Genomic DNA, 25,081 nt, shown 5'->3' with positions numbered 1-25,081 from the left:
GTGAGCTTAAACGGGATAGACATCCTCCAATCCATTCATGTTGACAATACTTTGATAGTAGGATAGTACAAATGATCATGCATATAGTCCATTTAACAGGAGAAAAGCGAAATGCTACTATATTTTTAATGTTTATTCAAATCGCAGCTTAAATAGCCGCTAATCGTGGGGATTCATGCTCTGATAAAAATTTTTTTAGCATAAATAGAAAAAATAAATCAGGCTGAAACCTGTTTCTTGGGTCATCTGAAGATCGATGTCGGATGATTTATGATATGATAAATTGTACATGGTAACCAGCATGGATAGAACGGATGGGGGTAAAGCAGTATGTCTACACCAACAGGATTTATGGAATATCAGCGCCAGCTTCCGGCAGATCGGAGCCCGGCAGAACGAGTTAAAGACTGGGAAGAGTTTCATAAACATTTAGAAGAAGAAGAGTTCCAAACCCAGGGAGCACGCTGCATGGACTGCGGTACGCCATACTGCCATACAGGAATCGATATGCTCGGCGGCACTTCGGGCTGCCCGATCCACAATCTGATTCCGGAATGGAACAATCTTGTGTATCGGGGCTTGTGGAGAGAAGCCTTGGAGCGTCTCCATAAAACAAACAACTTCCCTGAGTTTACCGGACGCGTATGTCCTGCCCCTTGTGAGGGTTCCTGTACCGTCGGTTTGATTGGGGAGCCGGTCACGATTAAATCCATCGAGCAAGCGATCATCGATAAGGGCTTTGAAGAAGGCTGGGTCGTTCCCGAGCCGCCGGCAAAGCGCACGGGACGTCGCGTAGCCGTTGTCGGTTCTGGTCCGGCAGGGCTGGCTGCTGCTGCTCAACTGAACAAAGCAGGCCATTCCGTAACCGTCTTTGAACGTGCCGACCGCATCGGCGGCCTGTTGACATACGGAATCCCATCCATGAAGCTGGACAAGGGCATTGTTCAGCGCCGTGTCGATCTGCTCGCGGCTGAAGGCGTTGAATTCGTTGTCAACACGGAGATCGGCAAGGACATTCCCGCTAAGCAGCTGATGGAAGACTACGATGCCGTCGTACTGTGCGGCGGTGCAACAAAGCCGCGCGAATTCAACATTGAGGGCAGTGATCTCAAGGGCATTCATTACGCGATGGATTATCTGAACGGAACCATCAAGAGCCTGCTGGATTCCGGTCTTGAAGACGGCAATTACTTGTCGGCAAAAGACAAGGACGTTATCGTCATTGGCGGCGGCGATACCGGCTCCGACTGCGTCGCGACAGCGCTTCGTCACGGCTGCACCAGCGTCACTCAGTTCGGTACACATAAGCAGGCTCCGCTGCAGCGTGATCCGGTTGCGAACCCTTGGCCACAGTTTCCGAACGTGTACACGCTTGATTACGCACACGAGGAAGCCAAAGCGCTGTTTGGCAACGATCCACGCGAATTCTCCATTATGACTACGAAATTTGTCGGAGATGAAGAGGGCAATCTGAAAGAGCTTCATACCGTTCAAATCGAGCGTATTGTAGATGAAACCGGTCGTAAAGTGTATCAACCGATTCCGGGCACAGAAAAGGCATTTCCTGCTCAAATGGCGTTCATCGCCATCGGTTTTGACGGACCGGAGCAGACGCTGGTCGAGCAGCTTGGGCTTGAAACGGATCGCCGTTCCAATGTGAAAGCACCGTATGGCAAATATACGACCAATGTGGATAAAGTATTTGCCGCCGGAGATATGCGTCGCGGTCAAAGCCTCGTGGTATGGGCCATCAACGAAGGACGCGAGGTGGCACGCGAGGTAGACAAATATTTGATGGGTGCGACCGTACTGGTTTAATCCTTCTCCTAAATATGCTATCATACTAATAGTAGTTAAAAGGACTTCGCGAGAGCGAAGTCCTTTTTGGAGTTAGCCACCGCGCCATGGTGACTCATCGGGGAGGAGAATGTCATTTGAAAACGTTGGTCATTGCCGAAAAGCCGGATATGGGACGGAACATCGCTGCGGTCATCGAGCCGAGGGCCAAGAATAACCGTACATATCTTGAAGGTGAGCAATATATCATAACTTGGGCTATCGGACATCTGGTTGGGCTAGCGGAGCCGGATGCATATGATCCGAAATACAAACGCTGGAATTTACGGGACCTGCCTATCATTCCGGAGCAATTCAAAATCATCCCGAATCCGAAAACCAAAGATCAGCTGAAGGTCATTGGAGAGGTCGCCAAACGCTGCAGCCATATCGTAAATGCATGTGATGCGGGACGAGAAGGACAATATATTTTTGCTCTTATCCAACAGCAATTAAAATTGAAACAGCCTGTAAAAAGACTATGGATTTCGGATTTAACGGCGGAAAGCATTGCCCGTGGCTTCGCGGAACTGAAGGATGGGGTTGAATTCGAGAATTTAACGCAGGCTGCGCGCGCACGCAGTGAAGCTGATTGGTTGATCGGTATGAATGCATCGCGTGCCTTTACGACCCGTCATCAGACATTACTGTCGGTTGGGCGGGTCCAGACGCCGGTTCTGGCTCTGATCTATGACCGGCAGAAGGAAATCGAAGCCTTCGAATCGCAAACGTTTTATGATGTAAAGGCCGTGTTCAAACAAGAGCAGTTGGAGTATACCGGAACATGGCAGGGAGAGCGGCTGACCTCGCAAGAGAAAGCAGAGACGATCGCATCCAAGGTCAATGGGAAGAATGGGGTCATCACTAAATATGAAGTCAAAGAAACGAAAGAATATCCGTTCAAATTGTATGATTTGACCCTGCTTCAGCGTGAAGCCAATGCCAAATACGGATATTCTGCCAAAAAAACGCTGGATCTTGCGCAAGCGTTGTATGAGCGTCACAAGGTGATTTCATATCCGCGTACCAACTCCAATTATGTGAATGAACAGAACATCGAGGGCATGCACAAGGCACTTCATATGTTGAAATCGACCTCCTATGCATCGATGGCTGAAGGAGCGGATCCTAGCCGGGTGCACATAAATAATAAAGCGGTTTGCAATCCGCAGCGGGTTGAGGATCACCATGCCATCTTGCCGACGTTAAAGCGTCCGGGCACACTCAGCAAGGAAGAGCAGCATATTTACGATCTGGTCATCCTCCGATTTCTGTCCCATTTCTACCCGCCGGCGATGTATAAGCAGCATACAGTGCTCACCGAGGTCGAGGGCGAAACGTTTAAGACGGGAATCAAGGAATTGCTGTCGCTAGGCTGGAAAGTGCTGATTGCCCAGGACAAAGAGCAGAAGAAAGCCAAGTCTTCCAAGAAGGGGAAAGAGGACGAGGAAGAAGAAACTCAGGAATGGAACGACCGTTCCTTCGATCTGTCTCCCGATGAGCCGGTACACTGCAAAAAATCCGAAGTGAAAGAAAAGGCAACCCAGCCGCCAAAGAGTTATACGGAAGGTACCTTGCTGAAGGCGATGGAGAGTGCCGGAAAATCCATTGAGGATGAAGCGCTTCGGGATGCGATGAAAGACAGCGGTCTGGGAACGCCGGCAACCCGGGCAGCGACCATTGAACGCTTGAAGAAGGTCGGATATATTACGATGCAGGGCAAAAGAATCACCGTTACCCAAAAGGGAAGGACGGCGGTGGAGTTGATCCGGCATGCTGGCGTAGAATTACTCGCTTCGCCTGAGATGACGGGTCAATGGGAACGGCGTCTTCACCAAATATCCAAGGGCGAGGCTTCCGCTGACGTGTTCATGCAAAACGTGCAGAAGTTTACCATTTCGATCATCAATAAGGTATCCTCGCAGCGTCAGGCCCCTTCGTCATTATTCGGCGGGGACGAGGACAAGTCCAAAGGCAGAGGGAAGCGAAGCACGGGAAAAGTTGCCGCAGCCCCACGCGACAAGGAAGAACGTACGGCTAAGCGGACTCCGAAGTCGGATGCCTCCACTTCAAGTGAAGCACCGTCCGTACGCTCTTCATTAGGCCGATGCCCTAGACCCGGATGTGAAGGGCATATTATTGAAGGACGCAAAGGCTATGGCTGCGCAAATTTCAAAACCGGCTGCAACTATGTCATCTGGAAGGAATTTGCCGGTAAACAAGTTTCGCATGCGATGCTGAAATCCTTGCTGCTTCAAGGAAAGACCCAGCTATTATCCTTTAAAAACGAGGACGGCAGCACGTATAAAGCCAGGATTGTCCTAGCTGCTGAAGGGAACGGAAAGCTTGCCGTTCAGGCAGAGGACTCGAATGAAGCCGTGAAATCGTGAGGCGACACCGTTAAATAAAAAAAACCGAGCCAACCAGGGATACCCTCCTTGATCGGCTCGGTCTGTTTTGATTAATCTAAGTGATCTTCTATGACCTCGGGCACTTCGGTCAGCGCCGAAACGGTATACAGCACATTATGCGGCTCTTGCTTCAACTCGACCAGATTATATTGCCATTCGCGCTGCTGCTTGATATAGATGCTGTTGATGCCGGCCGTCAGCGCCGGAATGACATCCGTGCGAAGCGAGTTGCCGATCATCCATGTATCGGAGCGGGAGAATGTCCCCAACGTGAGGATTTCTTCCAATGCCGTAATATTTTTATGCTGGCGAATGTAGATTCGGTCATTGAAGTAATCGGCCAGCTTCATCTGTTTGATTTTCCGCTTCTGAATTTTAGTCTCGCCTCCTGTGTAGAGGTGGAGGCAGTGTCCATCTTCCTGAAGCTTCTCGAGCGTCTCGACCATGCCGGGGTAGGCTTCGATTTCCTGCTCATATACACTGAGCCCTAACTCGTAGAGAAGCTCTTCTTCCTTGCGCGAGCTTTCTCTTCCATGAATGCGGCCGAAATAATGGTACGTATCAATTAGGGATTGCGGGAAGTTCGCACTTGCAAATCCCAGCTTATCTACGCCGGCTACGTCGATTTCCATCTGCTTGGCCCGGACTTCTTCAGTAGTCAAGCCAACATGTTGAAACCATTCGGTCATACACTCGAAGTAATCGCCGAGAATCAGATTGAAGTATTTGTTGCAATGTATTAATGTGTCGTCCATGTCGAAGATAATATGTTGCGATGTTTTACTCATGGTATACTCCTTCTTGCTATGAAAGTCGAATGTAAGTTTCCAGAAACATTTGAAGCTCGGCAGCCCCATCCGGCCGCAGACTGAATCTTTCGTTATTCTCGGACTTCAGATGGGAGCGCAGCAAGCCCGCTGCTCTCAATATCATCAAGTGGTGCATCAATTCCTCATAGGGCTGACCCAACTCGGACGCCATTTCGGACACGGCCTTCGGCTCATCTGCAATATAACGCAGGAGACGCAGGCGTTTCGGGTCGGCGAGAGCCTCGGTCATGCGGAGGAGAACGACGGGCGGCTCATCTTCCTCTTCTTCCGGGATATCGATAGGATACTGGAGCAGGAGTACGTTCTCATAGAAGCAATAGGTATTGATCGGCCGGAAATGCGTGCCCGGGAACAAAACGACGTTTTCTTGAGGCACATCGTCCAGTATAACCCCGCTTGAGGCATATTCGATCAAATTTTCGTCATCCATTTTCGGAAGGAGCATTCGTTTCTCTTCGGCATCGTCTTCCAGGAGCTGATATAGGTCAGGCTCCACTTCCGAGAAGTAGTGCTCATGCCACAGCTTCATCAGCGGTGTGTAGTTTTCTCGAATTCTAGATGTTTCATCCCGCGAGAGGGAGGGCAAGTGAGGCTGAAGCAGGTCATGCAGCTCTTCCACGGCGGAAGTTTCAATCCAATTCAGAAAATCCGGGATTTCAAGGTGTTCTCCTCGAAGCATGATTAAGGCGTATAACACATCATAATCCGCGAGCGGCCATGATCGGGCTCGGCTGAACTGGACGCGAACAGGCTGAGGTAAACGCTCGTCCATCTCTGTTATCAGCTGTTTTCCGATATCCAGGTTATCGGTCCATTTCCTTGTTGCATATATCATGAAGCTGCCCAGCAGCTCGTAGACCATAGATACATCGATACTAACTTTATATTTCATTAACGGATACCCTCCCAATTGATGGCATTGTTATTATTATGGCTTGTATGGATTGGGCTTGTCCACTATAATGTTCATCTGACTGTTTAAATTCATCGTTTTTTCACATTAGAGGAGGACTATATTTCAGTGACAGAAGCTGTAACCCCCCGTCAGGGGAGAACTCATTATTTCATTTTAATTGCCGTCGTCGTTGCGGCTGGTTTAAGCCAGGGACTGTTATTGCCGGTGCTGGCTATATTTTTGGAACGGATGGGCATTTCATCCTCCATGAACGGATTGAACGCGGCTGCCTTATATGTAGGCTCATTTGCCATGACACTTGTTGCGGAAAGACTTCTCGGCTGGGTCGGTTTCAAAAAACTGATCATTTCGGGACTGGTGCTCGTGATGCTGTCGCTGGTTGCTTTTCCGTTGATTCCAAGCGTGGCCGTCTGGTTTGTACTGCGCGTGCTCGTCGGTATAGGCGATAGCGCACTTCATTATGCCGCCCAGCTATGGGTGCTGATGATGTCAACGGTTAAGAACCGGGGGCGAAGCATATCCTTTTATGGCATGTCCTACGGCTTAGGATTCAGCATAGGGCCGCTGGGCATTCCGCTGCTGAAGTATGGCGAGGCGGTACCATTTATAATTCTGGCCGTGCTGTTCTTGTTCATTCTGTTGATCGTGCTCTTCAAACTTCCGAACTTGAAGCCGGAAAAAAGCGAGAATGGGGATCAGCAGCCAGCTGGACGCTATCTCAAAAGCTACCGCCTGGCCTGGTTTGCGTTGATTCCCGCGTTTCTCTACGGCTATATGGAAGCAGGAATTAACAGCAACTTCCCGGTCTACGGGTTAAGAAGCGGATTTACATTGGGCGAAATTTCGGCGTTGCTTCCTTTTGTTGGCATCGGCGGTCTGGTGCTGCAGCTTCCCCTCGGCATGTGGAGTGATAAATTCGGACGCAAACGGGTGCTGACGATCGCCGGTATTGTGGGCGGATGCTGTTTCTTGCTCATTCCTGCAGCAGGAACGAATTTCTGGGCAACCTTAGTATTATTAACGCTGGCCGGTGGCCTGGTTGGTTCTTTCTTCTCCCTCGGTTTGGCTTATGCGGCGGATATCCTTCCCAGAGTGCTGCTGCCGGCGGCCAACGTCGTGGCTTCCTTCCATTTTAATGCGGGCAGCATAGCAGGTCCGAATGCCGGGGGCGCCATCATGGAAACGGGGTGGAACGGAGGGATCTTCGTACTGCTTGGTGGATTGTATATTCTGTTTGCCTGTACGGGATTATGGTTTAAAGTCAAAACCACATCAACACAAGGATAGGAACATGCGTTCTCATGGCAATTGCTTTCGCTTTCTTCTAAACTAGAGAGTAGGAATATGCACTTGACGGGAGAGACGATAACATGATTAAAGTGGATCGGCTGAAGAAAACGATGGGTCCTGAACGCACACCGGTGTTAAAGGATATCACTTTTCAGATGGAGCACGGGGAAATGATCGGTCTGATCGGTGCTAGCGGAAGCGGGAAAAGCTTGTTAATGAGCTGTCTATCCATGCAGCAAAAATGGGACGGCGGCAAATTAACGATTGATGGCGAAGATATGATGAATCCTGCGGGAAAACGGAGAATTCGCCGGGAATGGGCTTATCTTGAGCAGAACCCGTCCTTGAATGTGAATCGAACGGCACTTAAGAATGTATTGATCGGACAATCCAGCCAAACACCGCTGTGGCGGATGGTAACCGGGATGGTCCGGTCTGATGATTATATGGGAGCTATGGACACGATCGAGCACCTTGGGTTGTTGGACAAGGCCAAACGAAAAGCCGGCGAGTTAAGCGGCGGCGAGAAGCAGCGGATTGCTATTGCCCGTGCACTTGTTCATGGTGCCAAGGTGATTTTGGCGGACGAGCCGGTCACGGGACTCGATCCGGCCTCGGCCGAGCATGTATTGAGGACGCTCAAATCCTTATGCGAGGAAGAACGTTTAACCGTATTTACCGTTATACCCTTGGAGCTAGCCGAGAAGTATTGCACACGGATCATGGGTCTATCCGGCGGAGAACTGGCCGTGGATGTGACCGGAAGACGTTTAACCCATGGCGAGAAGTCAAGACTGTAATTATCGATCACCAAAGACGCCAGGTGAATGTATAGAAATGAGTTGATACTTATTGAAATATAGAGTGATGCAAGCCCTCTTGGCAGGCTTGTTACTATGGATCATAAGCGGCTGCACCTTTATTCAGGACCCGGTCTCTTTAATGAAGAAACCGGATTTGCCGACGGATAAAGCGACGCTGAATGGCGCCATCCAATCTGCGCTTCTGAAGAATAAGCTGGATAATGCCGCCATTATCCGGCCGCGAAGTGACGTGGATAGCAGTTCCATCCGTATTCAGGACCTGGACAATGACGGAATTTTGGAAGCTGTCGTCTTCTATCAGACGCCGGACGATGAAGTGAAAATCCATGGCATGATCATGCAGCAGCAAGGCGACACATGGGTGAAGAATCTTGATTTCGACGGAGAAGGGACGGTATTGGAGTCGTTTGATTTCGTTGATTTTACGAATGACGGCAAGGTCGACATCGTAGCCGGCTTCTCACGCGGAGAAGAGAATCTTCAGAACCTGCTGGCCGTGTATTCATTCTCCGGGAATTCGCTCGAAAAAATACCGGCTTTGCCATACACACACTTTAATATCGGAGATATGAACGGGGATAAGATCAACGATATTACGGTTGTCTATCTTCAACAGAAAGAGCTCTCGTATATCAGCACCTATCAATACGATAAATACGAGGACGCCTTTGTCGAGCTGAACAAGCTGGATCTGGGACCGAATATCGAAAGTTATTACAATGTTGTCGCAGGTAAAGTGGCCAAGGACAAAGAAGGTATCATCTTGGACGCTTCGGTTGTATCCAACTCTTCTTATTCCAAACTCATCATTATGGAGGATAACCAGTTTATTGACGTCCTTCAGGATGAATTGCTTACCTACAAGGAACTGCCTGTAGAGAGCGAAGATGTGAATGATGACGGTATTTTAGAGTTTGGTGTTCTTACGAGACCGAGCGGCTGGGAGGATCGGCTTATTCTGGAAGAGATCCCGTTCTTCACCACGTACTTCCAGTGGGACGGAGTGGTACGGGAGAACAACGAAAAAGAAGGGCTTCAATTCGTGCTCCAAAGGTACTACGATATGAACAATCGATTCTATCTGGACTTTCCGCCAGACATGTATAATAAGATTACCATCACGCCGGAATCCGACAAAAATGCTTATTTGAATTTTGTGACGACCGACACGGGAGAGTCCGTTGCCGAGATTAAATTCTTTTCAAAGGCCCAGTGGGGAAAAGCCGAATCCGATTGGGAGATTCTGGTGAAGGAGAAAAACCGCGTAATTGCTTATCGCAGTCATGGCGATCTGAAATTGAGTAAAAAAGATAAAAAGCCAAACAGCAATAATGTGGCTCCTATCGAAAGAAAGGGGAACTAGACCTTGAGTAAAGTGCTCATATTAGAAGATGAAGAATCTATCCGCAGTTTTATCGTAATTAATCTGAAACGAAACGGCTTTGACGTCCTGGAGACTGGGGATGGCAACGAAGCCCTTCGTTTGCTGCAAACGACGCCAGATATCGATATCGCCTTGCTTGATGTCATGGTACCAGGGATTGACGGATTTGAAGTTTGCCGCAGAATTCGGGAAACGAACGAGCGGATCGGTATTATTTTCCTGACGGCAAAAGTTCAGGAGCAGGATAAAGTGTATGCCCTCTCCGTTGGTGCAGATGACCACGTAAGCAAACCGTTCAGTCCGACGGAGTTAATCGCCAGGCTGCAATCTTTACTGCGGAGGGTGAATGTCCAGCGTGCGGGAACCGCTAAGGTATCGTTTCAATCAGGTCCCTTTACGCTGGATCTGATCTCCAAGCAGTTTAAGAAGAACGGGCAGCCGGTGGAGCTGACGCCAACAGAATTTTCGCTGGTGCAGTTTTTCCTGGAGAAAGAAAACACGCCGCTTAGTCGTGATGTGCTGCTCGATCATGTATGGGGCAAAGAATATATGGGTGACCCCAAAATCGTGGACGTGAACATTCGGAGACTGCGCCAAAAAATCGAAGGCAATCCTTCCGAGCCGGAATACCTCCAGACGGTATGGGGACACGGCTATAAATGGAAGGGTCAGGGACAATGATCATCAAAAAAGGCATTCGGCGGCAAATCGTGCTGCACTACTTCCTGGTAGTGTTCATCGCCTTGCTGCTGATTGAGGTTATTTTTCTAATCGCTTTACGATCGTATTATTACGATACGGTATACAATCATATTTTGAATCACATTAATACCGCCAACGCCTTTTATCAGCCCTTCCGATTAACCTCGTCGGAGAACGCTAACCAGTTGAGCGAGATGGTTCGCCATTTTGAATTGTATACAACGGAGCTTCAAATTTTGAATCCGGGTGGTCAAGTTCTCTCCACATCCACCGGTTTCGAAATAGAGCAGACCATCAAGACCAGTGATGTCACCCAAGCGCTTGCAGGAAATACGGGCCGTTGGATTGGTAAGCAGCAAGGTACGGGGCAGATCGTAATGGCTGTATCTCAAACCGTTTCGAACGGATTTGAGAAAACGTACATTCTTCGCTATGTGACTTCGCTTGAGTTCATTAACGACAAGCTGATGAAAATCACGCTGTTTGCCATCAGCATCGGTGGGGCCGTGCTAGCGCTCGTGCTTGCCTTCAGCATTGGGCTGGCCAACTCCATCGTAAAGCCGCTCAACAACATTACCACGGTATCTGCGCAGATGGCCAAGGGCAGGTTTAACGTGAGAATCAAAGGCGATTATAAATACGAGCTTGGTGAGCTGTCGTCAACCCTGAACTACATGGCGCAGGAGATTGTACGAAGCAATCAGGTGAAGGATGATTTTGTTTCATCCATTTCGCATGAGCTGCGGACTCCGCTCACAAGCATTAAGGGCTGGAGTGAAACGCTCGACTCCGGTGGCTATGATCCGGAAGAAACGAAGATTGGGATGCAGATTATTTCTAAGGAAACCGATCGTTTGATCGGTCTTGTTGAAGAGTTGCTCGACTTCTCCAAGCTCCAGCAGAATGAGATGAAGCTTGTGAAGGGTATCGTGAATTTACGGGAGCTTCTGCAAGAGATTATGCTCAATCTGTGGACCAAGGCCGAGAAGAAGGGCGTCCAAATCAAACTGGAGACCGATGAAAAGCCGATTATCTATGGGGATGCCAACCGCTTGAAGCAGGTGTTTCTGAACATTGTGGATAATGCGATTAAATTCTCGCATGAGAACGGCGTGATCAACCTGTCCTTCGCTATGGAAGACAAGTTTGTGATCGTAACCGTGGAAGATCACGGTATTGGCATATCGGACGAGCATCTGCGGCGGGTAAAGGATCGATTCTTCCAGGTTAATCCGCTTAATGGGGGAACGGGATTGGGCCTTGCGATTACGCAGCAGCTCATTGAGCTCCATGGGGGCACGATGGAGATGGAAAGCGAACTCGGGCACGGAACATCCGTTATCGTCAAGCTGCCGCTGCCTGAAGGGAAAATACCGATGGCCGGCGGATTAGAGAACGGTGAGGATGACGTAGCCGGACCGACCGTATAAGCTTTGCCGGGTTACCGGCAAAGCTTTTCTCAAGAGTACAGAATTGTTAAGTTTTCAGCGAAGGTACTGTATTCGCAATTATATGTTGTGGGGCAGTGTTTTGGGGTCCCCGCAAAGTATTCGGATGAAGCATCGAGGTATAGGCTCCACTTTGTGGGGCTGATGTGTAAGGGGGAGTGCGGAATTGGGACACACAGCAGCAACGTTTTCTACTGAGCAAGGTCTGTTTGAATTAAAAGTGGCTGAGGCAGAACAGGCAGGAGTGATGCTGTCGCTTCTCAAGGAAGCGGCAGAGGTGATGGAACAGCAAGGGCGCCAACAGTGGAGTCCTTCTATCTTCTCCTTCGACTTGATGGAGCAGTACCTGGCGGAGCGTGAGGTGTTTATCCTCTGGCATAAAGATGTCGCCGTCGGCATGTTCACGTTACAGTATGGGGATCCAGCTTATTGGGGAGAGCGGGATGATCCGGCATATGGTTATCTGCATCGGCTGACCGTACGCGCCTCCTATCGGGGACTGGAGCTTGGAACCAAGATGATTTCCTTTGCGGAATCGTATTTGTTATCCATGGGTAAACAGGGTTTCAGACTGGATTGCGTAACTCATCTGCCAACGCTGAATCAATTTTATCAGCGCCAAGGATTTCAGTTCGTGGCTGAGCAGGATATGGGTGGTCGTGTCGTGAATTTATATGAGAAGAGATTTATTTCATAATTTTACAGTTTTATAAAACGTAAGTCGCATGCGCTTGAAACACAGTCAGCAGGGCACGATACATGAGAAAAAGCGATCCGTGACGGATCGCTTTTTTGTATAAAAGTCTGAAGAAATTGATCTCAGAGCTAATATGTTGTTGAAGAACTCGTTTAGGATGAAGAGACATTAGCCCGCAAGCGTCCTTTTTCGTATACATCCTGAAGCAGTCGGGACGGCTGGGTACGAATGGTTGGCTTCGGAAGTACGGTCTCATAAGGTCCAACAACCACTACGTTGCCGGGAGTTCCTTTTACAATCGCTCCATCCTTGATGATTGCTCCCTCACCGATAATGGCATGCTCGATATGAGCGCCCTTGCCGATTTTGACATTCGGCATGACCACACTGTCTTTAACGATGGAGTATTTGCCGATCTCCGCACCGCAGAATATAACGGAGCTCTTGGCTTTTCCTTCGAAGGTGCATTGGTCATGAATCAAGCAGTCTGTGTGTTCCGTATTCCGGTTCCGCGCTGCCGAAAGTTTGGTCTTCCATGCACGGGTATACATGGGCCAATCGGATCTTTCCAGAACAAGCTCGTTTTGGCTAAGCACATCCATATGGGCTTCCCAGAGGCTTTCTACAGTACCCACATCGCGCCAGTAGCCCTGGAAGCGATACGCTAGCAGCGACTCTTCTCCGGACAGCATCTTAGGGATGACATCCTTCCCGAAGTCATGGCTGGAGTTGGGATCAGCCGCATCCTCAATGAGGTGCCGCTTCAGATAGTCCCAACGGAACAAATATATGCCCATCGAGGCGAGGTTGCTTTGCGGTTCTGCCGGTTTTTCGGCAAATTCAATGATATTGAGATTGTCGTCAACGCTCATGACGCCAAACCGGCTGGCGTCTTCCCAAGGCACTTCCATCACGGAGATCGTGGCAGGTGCCTCCTGCTGTATGTGGGCTTCAAGCATTTCGCGGTAATCCATTTGATAAATATGGTCCCCGGATAGAATAAGGACATGTTCGGGATTTTGATCATCGATGTATGGAATGTTTTTATAAATGGCGTCTGCTGTACCCAAGTATCCATCTTGGTGTGTGCTGTTGGATGGAAGCAGAGCGATGCCTTCACGTCCTGTATGTGTTAGTCCCCAGGGTTCACCTTCACCGATATGTTCGTGTAATGATTCTGCCTCATATTGTGTTAGGACTCCAACCGTATCGATTCCGGAGTTCACACAATTGCTGAGAGGAAAATCGATTATACGATAATGTCCGCCAAATGGAACGGCGGGTTTTGCCAGCTTGGACGTAAGGGGAGCTAATCGTTTACCCTCTCCACCGGCCAGAAGCATAGCAATACAGTCTTTTCTCTTCATCACGTTTCCCTCCCAATGTATTTTCACGTTGTACATTACATAAACGACATTCCCGGGGTTTGAAACGATTATATTGAAAAAGTGAAATGAAAATTACAAAATTATTTTTCAGGGACATTTTTTATTTTCAACATGGTTAGAATGGGGTAATAGCACTAATAATATTTGGATTTATAAAGAAAAAGCGGGTGACGATGATTGAACCAAGCAGTTAGGGAAGGAAACATGACTCCGGAACAATTGAATTTATTTCATGAAGGAACCTGGTTTCACAGTTACCAATCCATGGGTGCACACCGTGCTACGGAAGATGGAGTTGAAGGCGTGCGTTTTACGGTTTGGGCTCCGAATGCAAGGCAGGTGGGTCTTGCCGGAGACTGGAACGGCTGGGACGGTTCCCAGGACACGTTATATAGGATACCCGATTCGGGAATTTGGAGTCGGTTTTTCCCTGGGATGAAGACTGGAACTTTTTACAAATATCATATCACGGGACCGTATGGAGAAACGTTCTTGAAGGCCGATCCGTACGCGTTTCACGCCGAAGTTCGACCTGCAACCGCATCGATTGTGACCGATCTCTCTGGATATCATTGGAACGACGCAACATGGAGAAGAAAGAACAGATCCCCCTACACCAAGCCGATGAACATATATGAGATGCACGTTGGAACCTGGCGGCAAAAAGAGGACGGTTCGTTCTATACATATCGCGAACTGGCGGACCAGCTGATCCCCTACTTGCTGGAGATGAGTTATACCCACGTGGAATTCATGCCCTTGGCTGAGCATCCGTACGACCTTTCATGGGGGTATCAGGGAACCGGATTCTTTGCGCTGACCAGCAGATACGGAAGTCCCCATGATTTCATGTACCTTGTTGATCAGCTGCATCAAGCTGGTATCGGCGTGCTGCTCGACTGGGTGCCCGCACATTTTGCCAAGGATGCCCACGGGCTTCGACTGTTTGACGGGGCGCCTCTTTATGAGTACGCAGATTCGCAAAAAGCAGAGAAACCGGGCTGGGGAACACTGTCTTTCGATTATGCCAAGCCTGAGGTGATTTCATTCCTCATCTCCAATGCCTTATTTTGGATGGATATGTATCATATTGATGGTCTTCGTGTGGACGCTGTGACAAGCATGATCCGGCTCGATTTTGAGAAGCGCGAAGGTCAGTATAAACCTAATGAACATGGTGGCTTGGAAAATCTCGAAGCGATATCCTTTCTGCAGGAATTGAATAAAGCTGTGTTTCGATATTACCCGAATGCCTTGATGATGGCCGAGGAATCCAGCGCATGGGCAGGAGTTACCGCACCTGTGCACGAAGGGGGCCTTGGGTTCAATTACAAGTGGAACATGGGCTGGATGAATGACACGCTGTCCTATGTGGAGCAAGAATTCGATCAGCGGCCTACCCATCATAATTTACTAACATTTCCCATTTGTTATGCCTATTCAGAAAATTTTACATTACCGCTGTCACATGATGAAGTTGTCCACGGGAAGAAATCACTGCTTAATAAAATGCCGGGGAGCTATGAACAAAAGTTTGCAGGACTCCGCATTTTGCTTGGATATCAGATCACCCAGCCTGGCAAGAAGCTGCTGTTTATGGGGGGAGAGTTCGGCCAATTCATTGAATGGAAGGATCAGGAGCAGCTGGATTGGCTGCTGCTTGATTACGAAAGCCACCGGAAGCAGTTGGCTTATACGGCAGCGTTAAACCGCATGTATGTGGAGGAGAAGGCGCTATGGGAGCAGGATCACAGGTGGGAAGGCTTTGAGTGGCTTAGCGCTGATGATCATGAGCAGAGTGTCTTATCGTACATGAGAATGGGCACAAAACCTAGCGATACACTAATCATCGTCATTAATTTTCAGCCCTGGGCATATGACCAATATCGGATCGGCTTACCGAGAGCGGGACAGTACGTGGAAATATTGAATTCCGATCATACCGATTATGGCGGCTCCGGACTGGTTAACAACGAAGACTTAAAAGCAGAGAAGAAGGCCTGGCATGGTCAAACCCACAGCCTGGAGATCAAGCTTCCTCCACTAGGCATGGTGGTGATAAAGAAAAAGCCGCGTTCCAGAAAGTTGCAGGCACAAGAGGACGTTTCACTGAAGGCATCAGTAGTAAAAGAGAAAACGGCACGGAAAACCAAACGAATCCAAAGGGGGAAGCAGGATTGAAATTGTTATTTGCAGCTTCAGAATGTGGACCATACATCAAGACAGGCGGATTGGCGGATGTGATCGCTGCTTTGCCGAAATCCCTTCGCGGCATGGGCGAGGATATTCGGGTGGTTCTGCCCAAATATCGCGGCATTCCTGACGACTACCGGGAGCGCATGGCGCATGTCGGGGAAACCCGGGTACGGGTAGGCTGGCGCGAGCAGTATTGCGGCATCGAGTCCCTGGTTGAGGACGGAGTCACGATTTATTTTGTAGACAATGAATATTATTTTGGCCGCGAAGGTATTTACGGCTACATGGACGATGGCGAACGCTTTTCGTTCTTCAATCGCGCCGTTCTCGAGATCTTGCCGGTAATCGGCTTTCAGCCGGACGTGCTTCACTGCCATGATTGGCATACGGCGATGATTCCGCTGCTCCTTGAAGATGTCTACCGACATGATCCTTACTATGCGGGAATTCGAACCGTATTTACAATCCACAATTTGTTGTATCAAGGCGTATATCCGTACGAGGTGCTGGTCGATCTGCTCGGAATCCACAGCCGTCATTTTACAGCGGAGGGCGTAGAATATTACGGAAACGTGAATTTCATGAAAGCGGGAATCGTGTATGCAGATCATGTAACGACGGTTAGCCCGACTTATGCTTCGGAGATCCAGACCGGTTATTACGGATACGGACTCGACGGGCTTTTGTCAGCCCAAGGTTCGAGATTGAGCGGCATTGTGAATGGTATAGATACTAAGAGCTACAACCCGGCGACCGATCCGCACATCGCGATGAAGTACCGGAGCGGTCTGAGTAAGAAAACCCAGAACAAAATTGCCTTGCAAGAAGAGTTGAACCTTCCGGTAGCACCGCATATTCCGTTGATGTCGATGGTGACGCGGCTGGTCGATTCGAAGGGGCTCGATCTGCTCATCCGGATTCTGGATGAGCTGCTCTACTATGATGAGATTCAATTTGTCGTTCTGGGAACGGGTGATCCGTCTTATGAACATTGGTTCAAGGAAGCGGCGAATCGGTATCCCAATAAAATGTCGGCCCAGATTCGGTTCAATGAACCGTTATCGCGGCGCTTCTACGCTGGCAGCGATCTGTTCCTGATGCCTTCCAAATTTGAACCGTGCGGTATCAGCCAACTCATCGCCATGCGTTACGGCAGTGTGCCGATTGTCCGCGAAACAGGCGGACTGAATGATACGGTTCATGCATATAACGAGTATACGGGAGAAGGGAATGGATTCTCTTTCAAGGATTACAATGCCCATGATATGATGAACACGATCCGGCGCGCGACCTCGCTTTACCGCATGCCTGAGCACTGGCGTAAAGTCACTAAGAACGCATTGGGCGGGGATTATAGTTGGAACGTTTCGGCCAAGGAATATCAGGAGATATACCATCAAATCACCCAATCTCAGGCTTGAACCATAACAAGGCACAGGGGTGCAAGGATAGCCAAATTATGCGCTGTCCTTGCACCCCTGTGCTCGTTAAAGTTTGGTATAGATGTATGGCGCCAGTTGGTCTGATGCTTCATATTCCTTAATATGGAAGTTTGTATCACATAAGATGAGTTTACTAATGTTTCAATCGCCGGCATAAAATTCGATATGCATAAGGCTCTAAATCGATATGCATTGTCCCGTTTACTGGTTTTACGGGCTCTTTTGTCTCGGCATCAATCCAATCGGTCGTGACGATAGGATGCGATATGGTGCGTGCCGAGTTGCTGTTGTTCATCCAGACGATAAAATGCATGGTTTCGTCCGCACGCTCGTACACAATGCAAGGATCATGGAGATTCGCTTGCAGGAAGCGGAAGCGTCCTTGTCTCAGCGCCTTATGCTTTTTCCGAAGCGCGATCATCCCTTGATAAAACGTATACAGCTCTTGGTTTCGTTTCTTTGGATCCCATTCCATGCATTTGCGGCAATCGGGATCTCCGTCACCGGTCAATCCGATTTCGTCGCCATAAAAGATGCACGGCGTACCCATGAATGTAAATAGAAATACAACCGTGAGTTTCATGCGCCGGATATCTTCTCCCACACGGGTAAGCAGCCTCGGCGTATCGTGGCTGCACAGCAGATTAAAGACCACTTCGTTGGTCTGCTGCGGATATCGCATCAGGATCGAGCCGATACGGTTGGCGAACGTGAGCCCGTCCATGTTGCCGTTAAAGAACTCCAGCACCTTATCGGCAAAAGGATAATTCATTACGGAATCAAACTGGTCACCTTGCAGCCAGATTAAGGAGTCCGACCAGACCTCGCCCACGATATAAGCCTCAGGGTTGGCCTTCTTGACGACCTGTCTGAAATCCCGCCAGAAGTGATGATCAATTTCATTGGCAACGTCCAGGCGCCAGCCGTCGAGATTGATCTCCTTGATCCAGTATTCGGCTACACCCAGCAAATACGCCTTCACTTCGGGATTGGCGGTATTGAATTTCGGCATATTTCCGAAAAAACCGAAGGTATCGTAGCTGGGAATGCCATCCTTGACCTCGCAGGGAAACTGGTTCACATGAAACCATTTCGCATATTTGGATTTCTCGCCGTGCTTCAGTACGTCCTGAAAGGGCGGGAACTCCTCGCTGCAGTGATTGAATACCGCATCGAGAACCACTCGGATGCCTTTTGCGTGACAAGTATCTACTACTTTTTTCAACAACTCATTATCGCCAAAGTGCGGATCCACCTGTTTATAATCAACCGTGTCATATTTATGATTGGAGGGGGAGAGGAAGAGAGGAGTAAAATAAATGGCGTTGATACCCAGGTCAACGAGATCATCGAGATGATCCAGTACGCCCTGCAGGTCACCGCCGAAGAAATTATCCACCTCCGGCTTGCCGCCCCAGGTCTCGGTTTTTTCTGGATTGGTGGCTGCGTTTCCGTTAGCAAAGCGCTCCGTCATAATTTGATAAAACACGGCTTCCTTGGCCCATTCCGGTACTTTGAATACATCGACTTCATGTATGTACGGAAATTCAAAGTAACCTGCAGGCGGATAAGGATAGTCCCATCCGATTCCACTGTCCACCATATAAACCGTTTCATCTCCGGCATGAATTCGAAAGCCGTAGGACAGTCTTTTGTATTTCGGCCTAACTCCGCATTCCCAGTAGTCAAACATGTCATCCGAGGCGGCCTTTTCCATGGTGATCTCGAAGTACGTACGGTCCCAATCGTATTTGTCGCCGGTCATGGCAACAACAGAATCAATGTCGTTTTTCTTGGTTCGAATCCGAAGATGAATGGTTTTCGTATCATATGCATAAGCCCATTTATCTCTTGGAACATGATACAGTGCTTCTAACAGCATGGTTACACCTCCTATATGAGTAAAGCTATAGCTAATTAATAACCAACTGCTGGCTTGCATGAATCATGGAGTGAAAGAGACCGCCCGGCTAGCCTTCCTATTTATCAAGTACTGCATGTTATGCGCAATTATAAGATGGGAAGGGGACGGAGAGATTATGCATCGTCGAAAGATTGCTTACCATAGATCCTCGTATCACTTTATGGATGGTGCTAAAGTCCTGTATTTACATTTATATGTAGGAAAAATTGAACGGCCCGTAATGGTTAACATAGCGAAGTGATTTCCACAATATGGACTCTCAATCGATTCACCCCTCTAATTTATTTGTTTAAATGATTAAAAGAATCATGAGTAACATAATCCTAAGGGTATGATGAATTGACCGTTGTATTAAAATAGTGGAGTAGACGCTATATGTAGGGTTTGATATAAGGGTGCTGTTCATGAGAACCCATGAATTTTCATTGCATATTCATGCATCCTGTTTTATAATGACTCAGTTGCATTTTTTCTGTGGTTGAATTTATTTGTAACAGTTAGGGGAGAAACGAGACATATGAAACGTAAATTTACAGCGTGGATGACCCTGTTCATGGTGGTCGTGCTGTCTTTTGGCAGTATCGTTCATGCGGAGGGTGAGAAGAAAACGGTGATTCTCGGCACGAGTGCCGATTATGCACCTTATGAGTTCCATAAAACGATAGATGGCGTGGATACCATCGTCGGATTTGATATCGATATTGCGAAGGAAATTGCCAAGGATCTTGGCGCCGAGCTCATTATTAAGGACACCTCCTTTGATGCTCTCTTGCCGGAGCTGACGAGCGGACGCGTGGATTTTGTCATATCGGGCATGAATCCGACAGAAGAGCGCCGAAAGAGCATCGATTTCTCCGAGCCTTATTATGCTGCGGAACAATCGGTTGTCGTTCGTAAGGAAGATGCACTCAAGTTCAACACGCTTGAGAGCCTGGAGGGAGCTCGCATTGGGGTTCAGAAGAGCTCCATTCAGGAGTCCATTGCAAAGACAATTCCGAAAGCCAACGTGGTATCACTGGATAAAATCCCGGACTTGCTGCTGCAGCTGGAATCCGAGCGCGTGGATGTTGTTCTCGCTGAGTATCCAATCGCGAAGACCAATATGAATGAAGCGACGATGGTGATCACGGACGCTAAACCGACGGCTGAGAACGACGCTTATGCCATTGGGGTTCGTAAAGGGAACGAAGAGCTGCTGAAGAGCATTAATGCTACACTTGAGCGTTTGAAGGAGAATGACCAGATCCAGAAGTTTGTCGACGAGGCCAGCGACCTGGCTGCAGGCCGTAAAGCAGAGAATCTGAACACATTTGAATTCTTTTGGAAGTACCGCGATTATTATGCAAAGGGAATCCAGTTTACGTTGCTTATTTCGGCACTTGGCGTATTTTTCGGCTTTATCCTCGGTTTAATTATCGCTTTAATGCGGATGTCGGGTGTCAAAATCCTTAAGTTTTTGGCTACCGCTTATATTGAGATCATCCGCGGTACGCCGATGCTGGTCCAGTTGTTTATTATTCATTACAGCTTGGCGGCGTTTGATATTAAATTCTCACCGATCCAGTCGGGGATTTTGACGCTTTCTATCAACAGCGCTGCCTATCTAGCTGAAATATTCCGTGCCGGCATTCAGGGCGTGGACCGCGGCCAATTGGAGGCTGCACGCTCCCTCGGAATGACCAAGGGCAAAGCGATGCGCCACATCATTTTGCCGCAAGCGCTAAAAGGCGTTTTGCCTGCCATCGGTAATGAGTTTGTTGTCATCATTAAGGAATCCTCCATCGTCTCCTTCATCGGTGTGGTGGACATTATGTATCAAGCCCAGATTTTGCGCGGCATGACGTTTGCGGCATTGAATCCGCTGCTTGTGGCTGCCCTGATCTACTTTATACTGACATTCGTTCTTTCGAAGCTTCTGGGTGTCTGGGAAAGGAAGTTGAGTGCAAGTGATAACCGTTAAGGATCTTCATAAATCGTTTGGCAAGCTGGAAATCTTGAAGGGCATTGACATTGAGATTGCAAAAGGAGAAGTAGTGGTTGTCATCGGGCCGAGCGGCTCCGGTAAAAGCACCTTTTTACGATGTCTCAATTTGCTTGAAGTGCCGACCAGCGGCGAAATTTCGTTCGAGGGTGAGCTGATCACCGCCAAGAATCACAATATCAATGGAACCCGTGAGAAAATGGGCATGGTATTTCAGCAGTTTAATCTGTTTCCTCACAAGAAGGTCATCGATAATATTACGCTTGCTCCAATTCAGGTGAAGGGTGTCTCGGCAAAGGAAGCCGAGGCTACTGCAGACGAGCTGCTGAAATCGGTTGGCCTGCAGGATAAGAAGGAGTCTTATCCTTCCCAGCTGTCCGGTGGACAGAAGCAGAGAATTGCCATTGCCCGCGCACTCGCGATGCAGCCGCATGTCATGCTGTTTGACGAGCCAACCTCCGCACTGGACCCTGAGATGGTGGGTGAGGTACTGGAAGTAATGAAGAAACTTGCCGAAGGCGGTATGACGATGGTTATCGTCACCCATGAGATGGGCTTCGCCCGGGAAGTGGGAGATCGGATCCTGTTCATGGATGGCGGTAAAATCGTAGAGGAAGGCACGCCGGACCAGTTGTTTGGCAATCCGACTCATCCTCGTACGCAAGAGTTTTTAAGTAAGGTTTTGTAACTTTTATTTCTACATTGTAACAAACAAAAACAGCGCCATACCTGATCGTTTCAGGAATTGGCGCTGTTTTTGTTTGTTTATTGGTAACAATTGCTTGCAGTATAGGTTACAAAATTGTGATATATTGATGTTCGTTGACATATTACATCCGAATTACCAGGCTACATAAAAGGAGGCATCTTTAGATGTTACAACAAATGAAATCATGGACTAGAAATTATGGACTTAACAAAAATAATAAGATCGCTGGAAAAACAGCAAAATGGCTTACCGTTACAGCCGTTGTACTTGGCCTGACTTTCGCCGGAGGCGGCCTGCAAGCCCATGCAAGCTCCGTGCATGTCGCGAAGAACGGCGACACCTTCTACTTCTTATCTAAACAGTACGGCGTTAATATGGACAAGCTGATAAAGGCTAACCCTACGATTAAGGCAACGAATATATACCAGGGACTCAAAATCACCATTCCAGGGACGGTATCGATGAACTCGACGGCATCTGCTGCACCGATCGCTCCAGGAACCTCCGGATTTACGCCCAGCTTAAGCATTTCCCCAGAGAAGAACGTGGTGGAAGCATGGGGCAAGACGTTTAATTACAGCAAAGCATTGTCGGTCAAGGCAACTGCCTATTCTTCTGCAGCAAGCGAGAACGGTGGTTGGGGCGCGGTTGATTACTTCGGAAATTCCCTTGAGCTCGGCACCATCGCTGTCGATCCCAAGATCATTCCGCTCGGTACCAAGGTGCTTGTAACAGGACATGAGCATCCAGGACTGCCGAAAAAGGCATTTGTGGCAGAAGCTCGTGATATTGGTGGAGCTATTAAAGGGAATAGGATTGATATTTTTATCCCAGGTTCAAAATCATCCGTGAATCAATTCGGCATTCAGGATATCAAATTGTTCATTATCGAATAAGTTAATTCATCCTCATGAAATAATCATTCTAATACAGAAGACGGCTAGACTGGATCCAAACTCCAGTTAGCCGTCTTTTTTTGTTATTCAGATCTATCTCGACTCTGACACGCCTAACATCTCCGGGAGTGTGACGAAGCTATATCCCTTACTCCGCAGCTCGGCAATAATGTCCGGGAGCGCTTCGATCGTTCCGGTTAGGTTGGATCCCACGCCACCTCCGGCATGTTGGAGTACGATCGAGCCTGGCCCGACCGTTGATAAAATGTTGCTTTTCACCTCTTCCTTACTCAGCCCTTTCCAATCGAGGGAGTCGACATTCCAATTCACGACTTTGTATCCGTTTTTGCGTGCCCACTGAAGCTGCTCTTCATTGATATCACCATAAGGCGGACGGATTAGCCGAGGGTCCACTCCGGTTAGGGATTTCAAGATCGTGTTGGTACGTCCGATTTGGCCTTTGAATTTCTCCAGGCTCAGCTTGTTCAACTGGGCGTGATTATAGGAGTGATTACCAATGGCGTGACCTTCATCATGGATTCGTTTCGCGAGATCGGGATGTTTTTTGGCCCGTTCCCCCACTGCAAAGAACGTGGCTTTTACCTGAAACTTTTTGAGGACGTCCAGTACTTTTCCGGTAAATCGGGGATCCGGGACATCATCAAAGGTCAGAGCGATCTGTTTGATCCGGGGTCCGCTGGAGCGAAAGGTATCCGGATATTTTCTCAGTAATTGACTTAAAGAAGGCGCATCGTCTGAATTTTGAGTCTTATTGCGCTTGGCATGATCCAAGATTTGACCGGATTCCGACATGACGGAAGTGTCCTGGGGTTGAAGTGACAAACTATGTATATCGGACGCGTGTGCCGAGATGTACGGCACCATGAATAAGAATAACAGGATACACAACAGGCAGCTTCCTGCACGGTATCGATTGAACATCACGATCGACCCCTTTCGCTTTTTAATATGGTATGCCCAGTTGATCGTGCGATTATCCTCAATATGGGAATGCGATGTTTTTTAGTTTTCCCTCAGAAAGGTGTATAATAACCGGTAACAGATTGGTTATTACATCTTGATCATTTGGATATGGAAGGAGATAATCGCTTGGCAGACTTGTTTACACCTTACAATTTCAAGAATTTGACCCTCAAGAACCGCATTGTTATGCCACCGATGTGTCAATATTCCGTTCAAGCTGAGGACGGGATTCCGAATGATTGGCATTTTGTTCATTACGTCAGCCGTGCCGTTGGAGGTACTGGCTTCATTATTGTAGAAATGACAGGTGTCCATCCTGATGGACGCATAACGAATCAGGACACGGGGATATGGGACGATAATCAGATCCCAGCCTATCGCCGTATTGTGGAGAGTGTGCATTCTTATGGAACCAAGATTGGTATCCAGCTTGGGCATGCCGGAAGAAAAGCGCAGGATGCAGAACCGTCAGTAGCCCCTTCTGCGATTCCGTTCAGTTCCCATTACAAAATGCCCAAGATGCTTTCCGGGGCGGAAGTGGAAGAGCTCATTCAAGCCTTCAAGGAAGGCGCGCGTCGAGCTGTTGAGGCCGGGTTCGATACCGTTGAGATTCATGGCGCCCATGGTTACCTCATTCATCAGTTTCACTCGCCGCTAACGAACCAGCGCAGTGATGAATATGGTCAAGACCTTCCTCTGTTCGGTGAGCGGGTTGTTCAAGCCGTTAAGGAAGTCCTGCCCGAAGGCATGCCGATCATAATGAGGGTATCTGCAAAAGAATATGTGGACGGCGGCTATGATGTGCAATACTGTGCGGAGATTTGCAAACGTTACCGCGATGCCGGCGTCGATATTTTTCATATCTCCTCGGGGGGAGAAGGCCAGGTCGGCGCCAATGGAGGTCCGGAAGCAAAGCCCGGTTATCAGGTGGATCTGGCAGCAGAGTTCAAACAGCTGTTAAAGGTGCCTGTTATTGCGGTAGGATTGCTGGATGATTACCATGCCGCGCAAGAGGTGATTTTGTCAGGCAAAGCGGATCTGGTGGCGATTGGCCGGGGCATGCTCCGCGATCCCTACTGGGCTGTTCATGCAGCCAAGGCGCTTGATGGAGGACAGAAAGTCCCCAAGCAATATGAACGAGCATATTAAAAAGTGCGTGTTCCCAAATTGTGAGTTTTGAACAACTTCTAAAAAATTTTTGAAACGTTTGGGAACATGCAACG

19 protein-coding genes are annotated in these 25,081 nt (G+C 48.6%); 14 read left to right on the top strand and 5 right to left on the bottom strand.

Features of this window, described 5'->3' with window-relative positions:
- The first annotated feature begins 330 nt into the window (after positions 1-330).
- On the top strand, positions 331-1,818 hold the full coding sequence (locus ACOZB4_RS20465; RefSeq protein WP_379406950.1) for a glutamate synthase subunit beta: 1,488 nt from the start codon (positions 331-333) through the stop codon (positions 1,816-1,818).
- Between the two features lie 116 nt (positions 1,819-1,934).
- The gene (locus tag ACOZB4_RS20460) at positions 1,935-4,226 is read left to right on the top strand and encodes a type IA DNA topoisomerase (protein ID WP_379406951.1); all 2,292 of its coding nucleotides are present in this window, start codon (positions 1,935-1,937) and stop codon (positions 4,224-4,226) included.
- A 71-nt stretch (positions 4,227-4,297) separates the two neighbouring features.
- On the opposite strand, the gene ACOZB4_RS20455 is transcribed toward ACOZB4_RS20460, so the two are convergent.
- Both ACOZB4_RS20455 and ACOZB4_RS20450 read right to left on the bottom strand, forming a co-directional pair.
- A complete protein-coding gene (locus ACOZB4_RS20455; protein ID WP_379406952.1) occupies positions 4,298-5,035 on the bottom strand; it encodes an HAD family hydrolase in 738 nt (245 codons plus the stop codon).
- Between the two features lie 16 nt (positions 5,036-5,051).
- Positions 5,052-5,969 carry an ArsR/SmtB family transcription factor gene (locus ACOZB4_RS20450; RefSeq protein ID WP_076321182.1) on the bottom strand — a complete coding sequence of 306 codons (918 nt, stop codon included), beginning with the start codon at positions 5,967-5,969 and terminating at the stop codon, positions 5,052-5,054.
- Positions 5,970-6,098: 129 nt separating this feature from the next.
- Here ACOZB4_RS20450 and ACOZB4_RS20445 point away from each other — a divergent pair, with 129 nt between their 5' ends.
- From ACOZB4_RS20445 to ACOZB4_RS20420, 6 genes are all read left to right on the top strand, one after another.
- Positions 6,099-7,280, top strand: a complete 1,182-nt coding sequence (locus ACOZB4_RS20445) for an MFS transporter (RefSeq protein WP_379406953.1) — start codon at positions 6,099-6,101, stop codon at positions 7,278-7,280.
- An 83-nt stretch (positions 7,281-7,363) separates the two neighbouring features.
- Entirely contained in the window at positions 7,364-8,083 is a 720-nt protein-coding gene (locus tag ACOZB4_RS20440; protein ID WP_379406954.1) for a phosphonate ABC transporter ATP-binding protein, read from the top strand.
- Positions 8,084-8,162: 79 nt separating this feature from the next.
- Positions 8,163-9,470 carry a hypothetical protein gene (locus tag ACOZB4_RS20435; protein WP_422759617.1) on the top strand — a complete coding sequence of 436 codons (1,308 nt, stop codon included), beginning with the start codon at positions 8,163-8,165 and terminating at the stop codon, positions 9,468-9,470.
- A gap of 3 nt (positions 9,471-9,473) precedes the next feature.
- The gene (locus ACOZB4_RS20430; protein ID WP_076321185.1) at positions 9,474-10,172 is read left to right on the top strand and encodes a response regulator transcription factor; all 699 of its coding nucleotides are present in this window, start codon (positions 9,474-9,476) and stop codon (positions 10,170-10,172) included.
- The gene (locus ACOZB4_RS20425) at positions 10,169-11,623 is read left to right on the top strand and encodes a sensor histidine kinase (protein WP_379406956.1); all 1,455 of its coding nucleotides are present in this window, start codon (positions 10,169-10,171) and stop codon (positions 11,621-11,623) included. The genes ACOZB4_RS20430 and ACOZB4_RS20425 overlap by 4 nt, the downstream gene beginning before the upstream one ends.
- 184 nt (positions 11,624-11,807) lie before the next feature.
- Positions 11,808-12,338, top strand: a complete 531-nt coding sequence (locus tag ACOZB4_RS20420) for a GNAT family N-acetyltransferase (protein ID WP_379406957.1) — start codon at positions 11,808-11,810, stop codon at positions 12,336-12,338.
- A gap of 152 nt (positions 12,339-12,490) precedes the next feature.
- On the opposite strand, the gene ACOZB4_RS20415 is transcribed toward ACOZB4_RS20420, so the two are convergent.
- Positions 12,491-13,705 (bottom strand): glucose-1-phosphate adenylyltransferase, encoded by a 1,215-nt coding sequence (locus ACOZB4_RS20415; RefSeq protein ID WP_339272431.1) that lies wholly within the window; start codon positions 13,703-13,705, stop codon positions 12,491-12,493.
- 225 nt (positions 13,706-13,930) lie between these two features.
- On the opposite strand from ACOZB4_RS20415, the gene glgB reads away from it, so the two are divergent.
- Positions 13,931-15,907, top strand: coding sequence for a 1,4-alpha-glucan branching protein GlgB (gene glgB / locus ACOZB4_RS20410; RefSeq protein ID WP_379406958.1), 1,977 nt, complete (start codon positions 13,931-13,933; stop codon positions 15,905-15,907).
- Positions 15,904-17,343 (top strand): glycogen synthase GlgA, encoded by a 1,440-nt coding sequence (gene glgA, locus ACOZB4_RS20405; protein ID WP_339293094.1) that lies wholly within the window; start codon positions 15,904-15,906, stop codon positions 17,341-17,343. The genes glgB and glgA overlap by 4 nt, the downstream gene beginning before the upstream one ends.
- 154 nt (positions 17,344-17,497) lie before the next feature.
- Here the strand turns inward: glgA and ACOZB4_RS20400 are convergent, their stop codons facing one another.
- Positions 17,498-19,246 (bottom strand): alpha-glycosidase, encoded by a 1,749-nt coding sequence (locus ACOZB4_RS20400; protein ID WP_339272434.1) that lies wholly within the window; start codon positions 19,244-19,246, stop codon positions 17,498-17,500.
- A 559-nt stretch (positions 19,247-19,805) separates the two neighbouring features.
- Between ACOZB4_RS20400 and ACOZB4_RS20395 the strand changes: the two genes are divergently transcribed.
- The 3 genes from ACOZB4_RS20395 (at position 19,806) to ACOZB4_RS20385 (ending at position 22,874) form a co-directional block, all read left to right on the top strand.
- Entirely contained in the window at positions 19,806-21,248 is a 1,443-nt protein-coding gene (locus tag ACOZB4_RS20395) for an ABC transporter substrate-binding protein/permease (RefSeq protein WP_098743311.1), read from the top strand.
- Positions 21,235-21,957 carry an amino acid ABC transporter ATP-binding protein gene (locus tag ACOZB4_RS20390; protein ID WP_076321193.1) on the top strand — a complete coding sequence of 241 codons (723 nt, stop codon included), beginning with the start codon at positions 21,235-21,237 and terminating at the stop codon, positions 21,955-21,957. Before ACOZB4_RS20395 ends, ACOZB4_RS20390 begins: the two co-directional genes overlap by 14 nt.
- A gap of 185 nt (positions 21,958-22,142) precedes the next feature.
- Positions 22,143-22,874 carry a 3D domain-containing protein gene (locus ACOZB4_RS20385; protein ID WP_379406960.1) on the top strand — a complete coding sequence of 244 codons (732 nt, stop codon included), beginning with the start codon at positions 22,143-22,145 and terminating at the stop codon, positions 22,872-22,874.
- 93 nt (positions 22,875-22,967) lie between these two features.
- Here the strand turns inward: ACOZB4_RS20385 and ACOZB4_RS20380 are convergent, their stop codons facing one another.
- A complete protein-coding gene (locus ACOZB4_RS20380; protein ID WP_379406961.1) occupies positions 22,968-23,816 on the bottom strand; it encodes a polysaccharide deacetylase family protein in 849 nt (282 codons plus the stop codon).
- Positions 23,817-23,984: 168 nt separating this feature from the next.
- On the opposite strand from ACOZB4_RS20380, the gene ACOZB4_RS20375 reads away from it, so the two are divergent.
- Complete coding sequence (locus ACOZB4_RS20375; protein ID WP_076321196.1) at positions 23,985-25,007, top strand: NADH:flavin oxidoreductase/NADH oxidase; 1,023 nt, start codon at positions 23,985-23,987, stop codon at positions 25,005-25,007.
- Positions 25,008-25,081 lie beyond the last annotated feature (74 nt).

The sequence above is a fragment of the Paenibacillus sp. NPDC058898 genome, from assembly GCF_049316025.1.
Classification (GTDB): domain Bacteria; phylum Bacillota; class Bacilli; order Paenibacillales; family Paenibacillaceae; genus Paenibacillus_AQ.
Note: the sequence above shows the minus strand (reverse complement) of the source record. Positions and strands in the feature narration are given on the sequence as shown.

Excerpts from the sequence above, each read along its gene's own strand:
- ACOZB4_RS20450 (WP_076321182.1), bottom strand. The coding sequence starts at position 5,969 with ATGAAATATAAAGTTAGTATCGATGTATCTATGGTCTACGAGCTGCTG.
- ACOZB4_RS20395 (WP_098743311.1), top strand. The coding sequence starts at position 19,806 with ATGAAACGTAAATTTACAGCGTGGATGACCCTGTTCATGGTGGTCGTG.
- ACOZB4_RS20385 (WP_379406960.1), top strand. The coding sequence starts at position 22,143 with ATGTTACAACAAATGAAATCATGGACTAGAAATTATGGACTTAACAAA.
- glgB (WP_379406958.1), top strand. The coding sequence starts at position 13,931 with ATGACTCCGGAACAATTGAATTTATTTCATGAAGGAACCTGGTTTCAC.
- ACOZB4_RS20400 (WP_339272434.1), bottom strand. The coding sequence starts at position 19,246 with ATGCTGTTAGAAGCACTGTATCATGTTCCAAGAGATAAATGGGCTTAT.
- ACOZB4_RS20380 (WP_379406961.1), bottom strand. The coding sequence starts at position 23,816 with ATGTTCAATCGATACCGTGCAGGAAGCTGCCTGTTGTGTATCCTGTTA.
- ACOZB4_RS20415 (WP_339272431.1), bottom strand. The coding sequence starts at position 13,705 with ATGAAGAGAAAAGACTGTATTGCTATGCTTCTGGCCGGTGGAGAGGGT.
- ACOZB4_RS20455 (WP_379406952.1), bottom strand. The coding sequence starts at position 5,035 with ATGAGTAAAACATCGCAACATATTATCTTCGACATGGACGACACATTA.
- ACOZB4_RS20425 (WP_379406956.1), top strand. The coding sequence starts at position 10,169 with ATGATCATCAAAAAAGGCATTCGGCGGCAAATCGTGCTGCACTACTTC.
- ACOZB4_RS20465 (WP_379406950.1), top strand. The coding sequence starts at position 331 with ATGTCTACACCAACAGGATTTATGGAATATCAGCGCCAGCTTCCGGCA.
- ACOZB4_RS20440 (WP_379406954.1), top strand. The coding sequence starts at position 7,364 with ATGATTAAAGTGGATCGGCTGAAGAAAACGATGGGTCCTGAACGCACA.